Source organism: Planctomycetaceae bacterium (assembly GCA_041398785.1).
GTDB lineage: Bacteria > Planctomycetota > Planctomycetia > Planctomycetales > Planctomycetaceae > JAWKUA01.
On the sequence record JAWKUA010000015.1, the window covers coordinates 76,641 to 89,463 of the forward strand.

Genomic DNA, 12,823 nt, shown 5'->3' on the forward strand with positions numbered 1-12,823 from the left:
CGATAGCCATCCGATCGCAAAGGTGAAAGCGACGCCTTCGGCCGAAGATGCGAGCGCGTTTGCTGCGTCAGTGGTGGGAGAGGCTGTCCACGGAATACGCCATCGGCTGAACCTGGATCGGCGGGATTCTGCCCTGAGTCATCGCGACGACCGTGCCTACCGCAACTCCCGCGCACGGCAGCATCAGCAGGCCAAGCAGCGACACAGCGAACAGTCGCCTGATGGCAGACGTGCTTCGGCCGGCACGCACGGCAAACGTCAGCAGCACGATGGTCAGCCAGGAGGCTGCGATCGCAACACCCAGAGCTCGGGTGCGGTTGATCTGCACGGCGGAACGCAGTCGCGCCGACGTGTCGCTGATCACAGTCTCCGGAAATTCGACAAGTGCATATGTCTGACGCATGGGCTTCGGGCCTTCGCCGGTGCGCAGAACTTCGTTCCGGGCGAACGTTTCTCGAATGGACTGCCGCACCACAGCGTCCGACATTTCAACCTGCAGCAGCTTTGACCAGCCGGAATCAAGCGGGAAGTCCCTGACGATCGACCTGGCCGCGTCGTCCAGCAGCGCCTGGCAAAGGATGGGCTGCAGGACTTTTTCAACCGGTTCGGCGGCATCGACAAATTTCGTCTGCACGACGATTTGCCCGTGGCCGGGGTTGTCGATCCATGCCGGCTGATCCTGCGGTGCTTCCAGTTCGGCCAGCAGTTGTTCCATCTGACGATCGGTGCTTGCCTGGGAGACTTTCGTCCAGACCGTTCCCACGGTTTCTGCCAGGGATCGCAGCCGTTTGAAGTTCAGGACCTGCTGGACTCCGGCGGGATCCGACACCGTGGCGGAGATGGGAACCAAAGCGTAAGCGCGCTGCAGGCCAGCCGGCAGCGAATCCCGGAATGATTCGAGGGCAAGAGCGGCATCGGGGCCGGAAAGCTGATCGAGCAGATCGGCGGGAAGGGTCATCCTCTGAATCTGGCCGTCGGCAGTTTCGATGGCGATTTCCGTGCCGTGTGCGACTCCCGGCGCTGGCTCTTCGGGAAACTCGGCGAGTGGCGTATTCGCATTTGCCAGCCCACTCGCTGTGTCAGAAGTCGCCGTTGCCGGAAATTCGGGTAGCTCAGGCTGAGGAACGTCCGGAGGCACTATGGAAAACGGATCCGGACTCAGGAAAGGCGATTCATGAGAAGCGGGATGCCTGCTCACTTCGACAGTGCGCATTTCCGTTCTCACCCAGAACAGCCCGGCGGACAGCAGGAAGACCACGCACAAGGCCGCCGTGATACACAGTGCTTTCACAATCCCGGACCACGGTGACGTACGATGGGCCAGATGTCCGGTCGGCCCGTCGTGCCGGCGTCGGCCTGCGAGTCTCCGCACGCCACCAACGAAGATCGCGCCGACAACGACAACCGCTGTCAGCAACAGCAGCACGGCGAAGTTCATGGTGAATTCTGGTCGCGCATCCATTTTCGGAAGCATTCAACTTGAAGACGAGTGGTCGTCGGTCGGGACAAATTCGAAAGACAATGCTGCTGCGGGCTGACTCGCGGCCCGCCGGGTTGGTCGAGGTCCCCGCACATCGGCGAGTGCAGATGTGACGGGTTCTTTACTGATAGACTGCGGATTCCACCGGCGGCGACGGTGTTGTTGTCGCCAGCTCCGGACGATGGGAGCGTTTGGTTGAGGGCCGTTCCGGCGACATGGCCGGCGGATTGTTCAGGGACCGTTCTTCGTGCGGCGTCCAGCCTGCGGACAACTGCACAACGGCGGAAATCGCCAGTGCCCACGTCGCCCCCAGTGTCTCCGGAAACGCGGGCAGCACTGCCGTCAGGATCGCCCCGATCAGCAGAGTGAACAGCGCACTGGAGACGCGAAACCGTGATTTGCGAAAGCTGTCCGCCTGCCACCACCAGCGGCGAGCGACAAACAATGCGGCGAAGAAAATCATGAAGCTGGCAACTGTGGGAAAGCCTGAACCGTCTGTCACGACAATTCTGCCGACCGCCATTTCCTTTGAGATGCCGTTGTGCGACAGAAACAGCGGATCGTGGTGAACCATCAGGTAGCGACTCAGGACACCCGCCACGAATCCGACGCCGGCACCGATGGAACCCTGCACCAGACGTCGAGTCACGGAGTCACCGACGCGTCCTTCCCACATCTTCGCGGGCACGATCAGTCCCCATGCCGCCAGCATCGTCACCGTTCCAAAGTACACCGCGTGCTGAATCTGAGGCAGCAGTCCGGTCGTCAGGAACACGGCGAGTGTGACGAGCGTCGCAGCCGCCAGGGACACCGACAGCGACGAGGATGCGTCCGCCAGGCGCTGCTGCTTTGTGAGTCTGCGAATCGTGGCGGGCGTATAGACTCGCGTCGCCTGACTCGGAGCCGACTGATGCGACGTTTCGACCGGTGCCCGCCGCGGAGGAGCGGTGTACGCCGTGGCGTTCACAGCGGTCACCGGATTCGGAATTTCCTGCTGTGGCTTCCGGACCGCCGGGGCCTTCCGTCGTGCCGGGACGACATAGTTGACGATTCGATACCCGAAGTACGCGATACCGCCGATCAGCCCGCCCACCGCGACCGGCCGGATCATTCCGGATTCCAGAACCAGCAGCGCGACCGCGCCCCCGACAACCCACTTCGCCGGAGCCGGCAGGCTGTTCCAGTTGTCACGGATGGCCGCCCAGACGGGATTCGCGTCGGTGTTGTCGGTGGGCACTGCAGCCGCCGGCGAGCCGTGTGCGCGGAACCGTCGCTCATGCGAATTGTCCCGGATCGCCGCGCCGACGAACGCCTTTGCTCCCGCGGTTGACGAAGCGGCATCCGTACCGGCAGCAATTCGGAAGCGGCGCTGCAGCTCTTCAACATCGCCGATGCGCTGATCGGGATCCTTATTCAGAGCCGCCGAGATCACGGGCCGCAGTTTTTCCGGAAGCGGAGACAGGTCCGGTTCCGCGGTCAGATGTTTCATCAGGATTTCGGCCGTTGTCTGCCCGTCGAACGGCACGCGTCCCGTCAGCATTTCGTACAACATGACGCCCAGAGCATACACGTCGACTTCACGACCGTAGCGGCCTCGGGCGACCTCCGGAGCCATGTAATACACGGTCCCGACGCTTTGCGTCTGAGCGCTGCGGCGACTTTCCGAGATGTACTTCGACAGCCCGACGTCGCCGATCTTGACCGTTCCGTGATCGGAAAACACATTCGCCGGTTTCAAATCGCGGTGAACAATGCCGCGGTCATGCAGAAAGTTCAGGCCGGAAGTGATTCCGGACAGCCAGTGCAGCACATCCGGCAGCGGCATTCCCTGAGGATGGTCCTGCAGGGCTTCGTACAGACCGCGACCGCTGACGTATTCCATCACGATCCAGTGATCCCTGTCGCTGTCCTGACGAATGTCAAAGATCGTGACCAGATTCGGATGCTTCAGGTTCAGACACTGCGAGACTCCGCGCAGCTCGACTTCAAGGTTGTTATTCAGAAGTTTCAGAGCGACCTCTTTGCCCGCATCGCTCAATGCGTAGTACACCTCGCCGAACCCACCTCGATGGATGGCACGCTTGATGGTGTACCCATCCAGAGGTCGTGCTTCAGGTGCAAACGTGAACTTCATGATTGTGACCGTCTTGTCTGTTTGCCCGTGCCCGAGTCAGTCCTGTCACGCGTTGAGGCGGCCTTCACCGGGTTTCTGCACGCCGGTCAGCGGCCCCGGCAGTCCGGAGGCATCCGCGTCGTCGGGCTCACTGCCGGTGCCGCAGCGGCCCGGCCACCGTTCTTCAACGCCCTGCTAAACCAGTTGCTCAACTCGAAATCTCAATTCGTCACCGCTGACCACCGAACCGTGATTCAGCACTTCCGAGTCCTTTACCAGCCTGTCATTCACTTTCAGCGCCGCCTTTGAACGGCACATCAAGCGTCCCTGCTGATGAAACAGGACCACAAGTTCCGGCCATTCCGGACAGCAGATGTGATGGTCCTTCCGCGGCCCCAAAAGACAGTGGTCCGACATCAGAATAATACCGTCCACGCTGTGCGATGGTCGATGGTCACTTTCGAAATCAACGACGGCCGACGAACTCAAAACGCTGGGAATCCGAAATCCCAGGCGCACCCGGTCCGCCAGGCAGATCTGGTCACCGCTTCTCAGCGAGCAGCGACCATGCACCGTCTTTCCGGACACGCTGGTGTGCTGATGAGCCTGCAGCGACCAGTTCTCGTCCTGACGGGAAACAGTCGCGTGGCGCCGCGAAACGTTTGCCAGCAGCGCGATGTCGGCACATTTTTCCTCAAACGACGGAGCCCCGATGACAAACGTGTCACCCACGCACAACTGCCAGGCGCCCACGCCGTCAATCCAGAGCATGTACGAGTTGCAGCGACGAGTCGTCACGGTGGCAGAATTCCGAAACGACCGGCTGTTCGGCACGCACGTGTCGCACAGCCAGTCGCGATGAGTTTTTCCGGGGGCGGAGTCGATCACTTGATGGCTCGATGTATCCTGGCGACGTGGCAAACGTTACGCAGGCGACTTCCAAGAATCTGGTTCAGTTTCGGAGAATCCCACAGTTACATCGCTCGCCGCCTGTTCCGAGCGGCGTCCGTCGCGTCTGTGAATTGCGCCGAATTCTGACCTGCTTCAACAGTCAACGTCGGCGATCGGGTTCCGGATGACACAATTCGGGTCTTCAACCAATTTGTTTCAATGTTGTTTCTCAGAATTCTTCCACAGCGTAATGCTGCCGCAGGCAAGTGCCTGTTCGCGGAAAAACTCCGGACTCAGTTTCCTCCTGAGTCCGGAGCCACGTGTGTTCCCGGCACGTTGGGCGGCGTTCCACTGCCGCTTTCAGACGTCATTCGGGGCGTGCCGGTGGCCAGTCGCGGACTAGATGGAATCGGCGGAAGTGACTTCTACGGAATCCGCGTTCGTGCTCAGACCGAAGTGCCGGTCGATTTCACCAATCACGTCGCCGTGATCTGCCGGAGATTCTTCCACCGGAATCCGGCCCAGCACGTGGCCTTCGGTTTCCAGCATTGACTGGCGAACATCCAGATCGTGGTTCATTTCACGAATCATCTGCTCCACATGGCTCAGCCGGGAGTCGTCAACTTCGATGCAGTGTATGGCTTCGGTTGCCTGAACCTGCTTCAGCCGCGCTTCGAGCTGAGTCAACTGAACGACCAGTTCCTGCTTCCTTTCCAGCATCGTGTCCAGAATTTTCTGATTCTGCACCAGCATGTCCTGCTGAGCGGCCAGGATCGTGCGGTCCCGCTCCAGCGACGCTTCGGCAGTACGAAAAGCATCGAAGCGGTTTGCCAGGTCCGCTTCGACCTGACCGCGACTGTACGACACCTGGCGATAGACGAAGCTGTCGCGACCGGTGTCCAGATCACTTCGCAGCGCAAGAATTGCGTCCTTCTGCTGGCGAATCGACTCTTCCTTTTCGCCGATCGCCCGCGTCATGTCTTTCACGTCAACGCTTTGTTCGGCGACGACGGTCATGTGCTGGCGGATTTCCGGCATCAGGTTGTTGACCTCATTCCGAATGACATCCAGCTTGAATTCCGGCTCGATCTCAGCATGAACCGCCTGGCGAACATTTGTGCCAAACGTTCGCATGTAGCTGAACACGTCACCCCCGAAAATGAACCCCGCCGCCAGCGCGGTCACCACGGAACCCACAAAAAGCTTCTTCAACATCTCTCGTCTCCCTATGTGGAACACACGTTTTGCCTCAGAACCCGCCAGCCGCCGAGAAAGCGACTGTTCACAGTCAGTAATTCGCCGGGTGCCGCGGATTCCTGGGAACTTCAGGCCAATTTTCGAAATTTCCTGATCCGCTCAACTGCTTCACCTGCCTTTTCCGGGGGCGGCCGCCGACAGCCGGGTCACGTGCCGATTCCGGAAGGAATTCGCGATTCCTCGCAGCAGCCGGATCGCGGCACAACTGCCATCGTCGCCAGCGTTTGCGTCACGCCGAAATGAGCACGGCGGGATCGGAAATACGTCGTTGCTGCGTCATGCAACCCCGCGCATTCGGCGGTTTTGGTGAGCGAACTTCGCATTTCGCCATTCATCCGGGAATCCTGGCCGGATTTTTTGAACCGCGCGGTTTTCGACGGCGTTAGCCCGTTCGATGTCTGATGTTTGCCAACAGACTCGAATCTGAACGGAGATACGCCATGACGACGCAATCCAAACTCGTGTCGGCCGAGATGCCGTCCACAACGATGCCGCAGCCATCGAGCCGATTGGAGCCGGCGCCGCAAGTCGTGTCGCAGCCGGTTCCGCAGGAGACGATCCGACAGGCTGGTCCTCGCAGGAAGCTTCAGAAGCGCCGGTTCGCCACTGGCCTGCTGCTGAGCATGGCGGGCATGGCCACGATTCTTCTGGTTGCCGTTGGAGGATTACAGGACGCCGGTCTGCGGGGGCGCATTTCGATGCCCGCCATCGCATTGTGCGTGATCGTGGGAGTCATGATGCTGGGCGGCGGCTTCGGCCTGATGGCGACGGCCGCTCCCGGGTTCGACGACGAAGAGTTCGACCGACTGATGCGAGCCGGCGACCCCGGCAATGCACCGCGCCGATGACCGCGCCACCGCCATCACGGAGGCCATCACGGTGGCCGAAATTGGCAGGGACTGCCCGCAGATCGCGGTGCGGAGTGAATTGAATTCGCTGCGGCTATACCGCGAGCGGGGCAGAATGAGACATTCGGGCTCGCGGGAGTAAGAAGAGCGAAAAGTATCGGCGTCCGCCGCGGCCAGTATATACTTCGGCGGATCGAAGTCGCCCCACCGCACCGCTCTCGGATTCCGCCAACATGCTTCCGCGCTGCCTGTTACGAATCGTCGGGGTTCTGTTCGTCGCAACGTCGCTGTCGGCTGCTGCGGAGGACCCGGAGCCTCTGTGCATCATCGAGGACGAACGCATCGACGAAAGCAGCGGGATTGCGGTCAGCAGGATTCGTGACGACGCGATCTGGATCCACAACGACTCCGGTGACAAGCCCCGACTGTTTCTTGCGGGCCACGACGGAAAGACGATCGCAGTCGTCAACCTTAATCCGGCGACGGCGCTTGACTGGGAAGACATGTGCAGTTTTGAAATCGACGGCCAGCCATGGCTGCTGGTCGCTGATGTAGGCGACAACGACGAAGACCGGTCAGCGAAGCGAGCACCCTGCCAGCTGTATCTGCTGAAGGAACCCGCGATTCCAGAGGGGCAGGACGAATTCACGTGTCGCCCCGACATCACCATTCGTCTGCATTACGAATTCGGACCTCAGAACTGCGAATCCGTGGCCGTCGATCCGGAACGCCGGGAAATTCTGCTGCTCACGAAGTCCGCACCACAGTCGTGCCGGCTGTATCGACTGCCGCTGGATCTGACGGAGCCGAAGCAGTCACATGTGGCCCAAGCGATCGCGACGGCTGCAATTCCGTTTGCCACGGCGATGGATATCTCCGCCGACGGCCGCCATATGGCGATCGCAACCATGTGGGCAGGCACTCTGGTGGAACGGAAGCCGGAGGAAACCTGGGCCGATGCTTTCCGGCGAATTGACGACACGCTGATGCTGCCGCCCAGAAAACAGGGCGAAACCATCGCGTTTGACCGGTCCGGTGCGTTTCTTTACCTCAACAGTGAGAAACCCGGACAGCCGCTGTGGCGAATCAGCGTTCCGACGCCGTAGAGGATGGAAAAAGGTGCTGCCTGATCACATGTCGTCGATGACCGGACCTCCATCGTCGTCAGCCAGCAGCGCGCTCAGGGCATCCACGGTTTCCGATTCGTCCGCGACGGTGCGGACGCGACCGGACATGTCCAGGTAGATCTTGTCCGTCATGATTTCGGCGACCACGATCTGCATCAGATCCTTGGTCGGCAGGTCTACCAGCGGGCGTGCGCCGCGATTCAGCGCCACCATGCGTTTCTGCACCAGTGTCGACAGCTTAAAACGTCCGCCCACTTTGCGAACAATGTCGTCTTCGCGAAAATCATCCAGCATTCTGTGCCGTCTCCTCAGACTTCAGTATTTGACAGATTTCTTTGACAGCGCGATCCAGATCGTCATTGACGACAACGTATCGGTAGCGATCGGCATATTGCAATTCGCCGGCAGCGGTGGCCAGCCGTTTTCGGATGACGTCTTCAGGCTCCGTCCGGCGAGCCCGCAGTCGTGACTCGAATACCTCCGGCGACGGTGTTCGCAGGAAGATGGTAACAGCCTGCGGGTAGTGCTGCATCACGTTCATGGCTCCCTGAACGTCGATTTCCAGGAACGCCCACCCGCCTTCGTCCCACGCCCGCTGCACCTCCGAATGCAGCGTGCCGTAAAAGAACCCCGACGAATACACTTCCGCGTGTTCCAGAAAGTCGTTCGATTCCAGCCGCTTCTGAAACTCCTCGTCCGTCAGAAAGTAGTAGTCCTGGCCGTCAATTTCGCCCGGCCTGGGAGCGCGCGTGGTCGCGGACACGGACTTGACCAGCCGAACGGGAGATTCCTGAATCAACTTGTTGACGATTGTGGTCTTGCCGCTGCCGGAGGGGCCCGACAGGACGACAATACGATCGGCAACTGGCTTGTCTGCGGAAGAGCCAGACATTCGCGGTTCGAACTCCTACTCCACGTTTTGCAGAACTTCGCGAATCCGTTCAATCGCCGCCTTCATTTCCACAACGCTGTGGGCCACCGTGACGTTGTTGGCCTTGGAACCGATCGTGTTGATCTCCCGAAACATCTCCTGTCCGAGAAACTCCAACTTTCGGCCCATGGACCGGTCGCTTTCCAGAAACCGGTCAAACTGCTGCAGATGAGATCTCAGCCGCGTGATCTCTTCGTTGATGTCGCAGCGGTCGGCAAACAGCGCCAGTTCCCGGATGACGTCCCTGTCTTCGACCGGAATCTGCACGTCGTCAACGGCCTTGCGGACGCGTTCCAGCAGCTTCTCGCGATATTCCGAAACGACGACGGGAGCGTGCGTGGCAACTTCGGTTACCTGGTCCTCAATCGTCCGGCACTGCAGCTTCAGATCGGCTTTCATGGACTCGCCTTCCTTCTGACGGAAATCCTGAAAGTGTTCCAGTGCCTCCGTCAGTGCCTGTTTGACGGCGGGCCATGCGGACTGAGCGGCTTCTGTGGACTGATCGGACTCCAAAACCACGCCCGGTAGCTGCAGCAGATCGGCCAGCGCAGGCTGAGCGCTGCCGTGAATGTCGATTCGATGAGCGACCGCCGTCAGTTGCTCCACGTAACTGCGCAGGACGTCGGCATCGATGGAATAGCCGGTGACGCCCGACAGAAATCGAACCCGCATTCCGACCTGGATCGAACCTCGCGAAATGCCTTCGCGAATCAGCTTTTCGATATCACTTTCGAACCGCGCGATGGAATCCGGGAGCCGCATGGACAGCTTCAGATAACGATTATTCACCGCCTTGATTTCAGCGCTGACGGCGACCGTTTCCGTTTGACACGAGCCGTTGCCGAAACCTGTCATGCTAAGCAGCACTGTCGAGAGTTCTCCTGTGCGATTCAAAATGGGCCGTGCCCGCCGACAGGCGATTCATCCGGCGGCGGAGCAACCAGCGGCGTGCGGAAGGCCGATCCGCCAGTTCTCTGACGCGCTTTTCGCGCAAGCAGGCAGGACGGGCTTTGAAAAACAATTACTCGTCCGAAGCTTTCGAGTCATCCGCATCCGGAGTCGAATTCGGATCAGCGGCCTTTTCGGCATCGGGAGGTGTGGCGGCGGAGTCGCCGTCGGCGGCATCGGATTCCTCCGCACCGGCTTCCGGAGTCGACTCGGGAGTGCCCGCATCCTCCGGAGCTTCGGCCGGTGCCCCGGGTTCAGTATCGGCGGCTGACGAACCATCGTCGTCCATTTCATCGTCTTCCGCCGTCATGACCTGAGAACCGGAATCGTTTGTCGCGGCAGCACGCTCATCGAACAGCGATGTTTCGCCGGTTCGGACGCTTTCGGCACGACTTCGCATGGAGATTCCGAGAATTCCGGCCGCCAGGACCCAGACCACGGCCACGCCGACAGTAATCCTGGTAAAAAGGTCGCCGGCTCGCGTGCCGAACGCGCTCTGGCCGCCCATGCCACCGAAAGCACCGGCCAGCCCGCCACCGCGTCCCCGCTGGATCAGGACCAGCAGGATCATGACGAAGCTGGCGAACAGCAACAGGGCTGCGAACGAATAGAAAATGAAACCTGAACCCATGGTACGACTCTTCTCCCGGCGACCGGTCCTTCACAACGGCACAACCGCCGCCAGATCTCAATCCAATTCAACTCGCCAGCCGACGAGCCGCTTCGATGATTGGCACAAACGCATCCGCCTTCAGGCTGGCGCCGCCGACCAATGCTCCGTCGACGTTCGGCTGCCCCATCAGTTCTTCGGCGTTGTCAGCCTTCACACTGCCTCCGTACAGAATCTGCATCTGTTCGGAAACGCCGGGATTGTAACGATTTGCGATCCACTTGCGAAGGTGTTCATGGGCGGATTCCGCCTGTTCAGGGCTGGCGGTCACTCCGGTTCCGATCGCCCACACGGGCTCGTAGGCGATGACAACCTGAGCCGTCTCCGCCTCGGAAACGTGAGCCAGGCCGCCGGCCATCTGCGTATCCAGCACGGTCTTCGTCTTCTGAGCTTCACGTTCGCTCAGCAGTTCACCGACGCACAGCACAACCGTCAGTCCTCCCGCCAGCGCTGCTTTGACCTTCCGGTTGATGACCGTGTCGGTTTCGCCAAGCACATGGCGGCGTTCGCTGTGACCAATGATCACGTGGCTGCAGCCGACGTCCTTCAGCATCTCGACAGAAACTTCTCCCGTGAACGCTCCGGAGGGTTCGAAGTAGACGTCCTGAGCCCCAAGTTGCACGGCGCTGCCGACCAGCCGCGCGGCAACCGATCCCAGATACGGGTACGGCGGACAGACCAGCACTTCAACGCCGTCTTCCGGCCGAGTCACCTGCGCCGCCAGCGCATCTGCCAGTGCTTCGCCGCTGGAACGAGTGGTGTTCATTTTCCAATTGCCGGCCACAAGCAGGCGTCGCATCGAGTGGATCTCCGTGGCTTGAATTCTGTGGTCTCACATGTCTCGCGGGCCGAAATCGTATCGACGGTCATTCCACGGTCAACCAGCCGTCTTCATCCCCCCTGAATTCCCGCATCCAGTAATTCGCCGGTCGCGAAGTGTTTCGCTGAACCATGGGGTACAATCCGCATTTCATTGCTAACTTCGAACTCAGAACGGGAAATTGACTTCGGACTCAGAGCGCAAAAACTGAGAAGGCAAGACGCATGGCAACCGCAGAACAACAGTTCAAGGCTGTACCCGACGCAGGAGATCTGAACGGAATTCCGCGCGACCTGCGGTTTCATCCGGCGAATCCGACAGCGGCGAAGACTCTCACGCCGCAGCAGGTGGAAGGCTTCAACGATGACGGATTCGTCCGGCCGATCCGAGTGTATTCCGACAGCGAAATTGCCGACATTCGCAGGTACTTTGACGATCTGCTGGCTCAGGCGATCGCCGCAGGAGGAGACAGCTATTCGATCAGCACGGCTCACATGAAGCACGCAGGAGTCTACGACATCCTGACGAAACGCGAGATCGTTGATTGCGTCGCCGACCTGCTCGGCGAAAACGTCGTTGCCTGGGGATCGCATTTCTTCTGCAAGATGCCCAAAGACGGCCGGGCGGTCGCGTGGCATCAGGACGCCAGCTACTGGCCCCTGTCGCCGTCAAAAGCCGTGACCGTCTGGCTGGCGATCGACGACGCCGATCTGGAAAATGGCTGCATGAAGTTTATTGCCGGATCGCACCATTCCGGCCACCTGACATATCGGGAAAGCACGCCGGACGAACACAACGTTCTGAATCAGACAGTGGAAAACGTCGAACAGTACGGCCACGAAGTCGTCGACGACCTGAAGGCCGGTGAAGTATCGATTCACAGCGACCTGCTGCTGCACGGTTCCGACGCCAACAACTCCGACCGCCGTCGCTGCGGCCTGACGCTGCGGTATTGCTGCGCCGACGTGAAAGCGGCCATGGGCTGGAACGCCAAGGGAGTCATCGTCCGCGGTCGCGATACCAGCGGCCACTGGCAGAACCCGCCCCGGCCGCAAACGGCGTGAGGGGACGTTCAGATTCGCAGGATTCAAGCAATGATCTTCGATTTCCAGACGCAGTCGTTCAACTCTGTCGTTTGCAAGGCCTGAACTGAGCGTCGTGACGTTGTTTTGGGCGGATGCTTCTCGCGCACTGTGGATTCCCCGAGCAATCCTTGAAACGAGAGTAGCGACGTCGTGACCTCGTTCACGCTCCGGCGATTGAGAGTTCATCTACGATCCGCCTCAATTCGCTCTTGTTGGCCAGCGATAGATTAGGTCGTCGTAATCCTCTGTCACTGCAGCCACTCCTGACCGAACATTTCTCTGCCAGCCCCGTCCTCCGTCATGTTTCTTCCTGCGAAAACAGGACGAAGCCGTCTTCCCGTCGCCGGACACCAGCGGCTCGCCGGTGAAAGGGTCTATGATCAAATCCGCCGTGGCGTCCCGCATGCCGTCGAGCGACAGAATCTCCGACAATGTCTCAGGAAACGTTCCGTGCTGCTGCCGGAAAAGTGAGAGTCGGGCGGCAATTTGCACAACGCGACGCTGCAGACTGCAAGTGTGGGCGGTTGCAAGGTCATCTTCGCAGTCGCGGTGCCATGATCGTGCAAGTATGGGGGCGACACGTCCCGGAGAATGCCACGACCACAATGCGATCTCGTCGACCGGCGGCTGGAGCGACGCCTCTGCAGGGGTGG

General features: G+C 60.1%; 12 protein-coding genes. 3 read left to right on the top strand and 9 right to left on the bottom strand.

Features of this window, described 5'->3' with window-relative positions:
- Nucleotides 1-67: 67 nt before the first annotated feature.
- The 4 genes from R3C19_17590 to R3C19_17605 all read right to left on the bottom strand — a co-directional run bounded on the left by R3C19_17590 (nucleotide 68) and on the right by R3C19_17605 (nucleotide 5,699).
- Nucleotides 68-1,462, bottom strand: coding sequence for a hypothetical protein (locus R3C19_17590; protein ID MEZ6062155.1), 1,395 nt, complete (start codon nucleotides 1,460-1,462; stop codon nucleotides 68-70).
- 139 nt (nucleotides 1,463-1,601) lie between these two features.
- Nucleotides 1,602-3,614 carry a serine/threonine-protein kinase gene (locus R3C19_17595; GenBank protein ID MEZ6062156.1) on the bottom strand — a complete coding sequence of 671 codons (2,013 nt, stop codon included), beginning with the start codon at nucleotides 3,612-3,614 and terminating at the stop codon, nucleotides 1,602-1,604.
- Between the two features lie 174 nt (nucleotides 3,615-3,788).
- Entirely contained in the window at nucleotides 3,789-4,391 is a 603-nt protein-coding gene (locus tag R3C19_17600) for an FHA domain-containing protein (protein MEZ6062157.1), read from the bottom strand.
- A gap of 492 nt (nucleotides 4,392-4,883) precedes the next feature.
- The gene (locus tag R3C19_17605; GenBank protein MEZ6062158.1) at nucleotides 4,884-5,699 is read right to left on the bottom strand and encodes a hypothetical protein; all 816 of its coding nucleotides are present in this window, start codon (nucleotides 5,697-5,699) and stop codon (nucleotides 4,884-4,886) included.
- Nucleotides 5,700-6,181: 482 nt separating this feature from the next.
- On the opposite strand from R3C19_17605, the gene R3C19_17610 reads away from it, so the two are divergent.
- Both R3C19_17610 and R3C19_17615 read left to right on the top strand, forming a co-directional pair.
- Nucleotides 6,182-6,589, top strand: a complete 408-nt coding sequence (locus tag R3C19_17610) for a hypothetical protein (GenBank protein ID MEZ6062159.1) — start codon at nucleotides 6,182-6,184, stop codon at nucleotides 6,587-6,589.
- A 233-nt stretch (nucleotides 6,590-6,822) separates the two neighbouring features.
- Nucleotides 6,823-7,695 carry a hypothetical protein gene (locus R3C19_17615; protein MEZ6062160.1) on the top strand — a complete coding sequence of 291 codons (873 nt, stop codon included), beginning with the start codon at nucleotides 6,823-6,825 and terminating at the stop codon, nucleotides 7,693-7,695.
- 24 nt (nucleotides 7,696-7,719) lie between these two features.
- Here R3C19_17615 and R3C19_17620 read toward each other — a convergent pair whose 3' ends face one another.
- From R3C19_17620 to tpiA, 5 genes are all read right to left on the bottom strand, one after another.
- Nucleotides 7,720-8,010, bottom strand: a complete 291-nt coding sequence (locus tag R3C19_17620) for a DNA-directed RNA polymerase subunit omega (protein MEZ6062161.1) — start codon at nucleotides 8,008-8,010, stop codon at nucleotides 7,720-7,722.
- The gene (gmk, locus tag R3C19_17625) at nucleotides 8,000-8,608 is read right to left on the bottom strand and encodes a guanylate kinase (protein MEZ6062162.1); all 609 of its coding nucleotides are present in this window, start codon (nucleotides 8,606-8,608) and stop codon (nucleotides 8,000-8,002) included. The genes R3C19_17620 and gmk overlap by 11 nt, the downstream gene beginning before the upstream one ends.
- A gap of 15 nt (nucleotides 8,609-8,623) precedes the next feature.
- Nucleotides 8,624-9,514 carry a YicC/YloC family endoribonuclease gene (locus R3C19_17630; GenBank protein ID MEZ6062163.1) on the bottom strand — a complete coding sequence of 297 codons (891 nt, stop codon included), beginning with the start codon at nucleotides 9,512-9,514 and terminating at the stop codon, nucleotides 8,624-8,626.
- 154 nt (nucleotides 9,515-9,668) lie between these two features.
- Nucleotides 9,669-10,226 carry a preprotein translocase subunit SecG gene (secG, locus tag R3C19_17635; GenBank protein MEZ6062164.1) on the bottom strand — a complete coding sequence of 186 codons (558 nt, stop codon included), beginning with the start codon at nucleotides 10,224-10,226 and terminating at the stop codon, nucleotides 9,669-9,671.
- A gap of 67 nt (nucleotides 10,227-10,293) precedes the next feature.
- Nucleotides 10,294-11,064, bottom strand: a complete 771-nt coding sequence (gene tpiA, locus R3C19_17640; GenBank protein ID MEZ6062165.1) for a triose-phosphate isomerase — start codon at nucleotides 11,062-11,064, stop codon at nucleotides 10,294-10,296.
- A 245-nt stretch (nucleotides 11,065-11,309) separates the two neighbouring features.
- On the opposite strand from tpiA, the gene R3C19_17645 reads away from it, so the two are divergent.
- A complete protein-coding gene (locus R3C19_17645; protein MEZ6062166.1) occupies nucleotides 11,310-12,149 on the top strand; it encodes a phytanoyl-CoA dioxygenase family protein in 840 nt (279 codons plus the stop codon).
- Nucleotides 12,150-12,823: the final 674 nt, after the last annotated feature.

Coding starts and splice junctions, on each gene's coding strand:
- R3C19_17590 (MEZ6062155.1), bottom strand. CDS start 1,462: ATGGATGCGCGACCAGAATTCACCATGAACTTCGCCGTGCTGCTGTTG.
- R3C19_17595 (MEZ6062156.1), bottom strand. CDS start 3,614: ATGAAGTTCACGTTTGCACCTGAAGCACGACCTCTGGATGGGTACACC.
- R3C19_17605 (MEZ6062158.1), bottom strand. CDS start 5,699: ATGTTGAAGAAGCTTTTTGTGGGTTCCGTGGTGACCGCGCTGGCGGCG.
- R3C19_17610 (MEZ6062159.1), top strand. CDS start 6,182: ATGACGACGCAATCCAAACTCGTGTCGGCCGAGATGCCGTCCACAACG.
- R3C19_17615 (MEZ6062160.1), top strand. CDS start 6,823: ATGCTTCCGCGCTGCCTGTTACGAATCGTCGGGGTTCTGTTCGTCGCA.
- R3C19_17620 (MEZ6062161.1), bottom strand. CDS start 8,010: ATGCTGGATGATTTTCGCGAAGACGACATTGTTCGCAAAGTGGGCGGA.
- gmk (MEZ6062162.1), bottom strand. CDS start 8,608: ATGTCTGGCTCTTCCGCAGACAAGCCAGTTGCCGATCGTATTGTCGTC.
- secG (MEZ6062164.1), bottom strand. CDS start 10,226: ATGGGTTCAGGTTTCATTTTCTATTCGTTCGCAGCCCTGTTGCTGTTC.
- tpiA (MEZ6062165.1), bottom strand. CDS start 11,064: ATGCGACGCCTGCTTGTGGCCGGCAATTGGAAAATGAACACCACTCGT.
- R3C19_17645 (MEZ6062166.1), top strand. CDS start 11,310: ATGGCAACCGCAGAACAACAGTTCAAGGCTGTACCCGACGCAGGAGAT.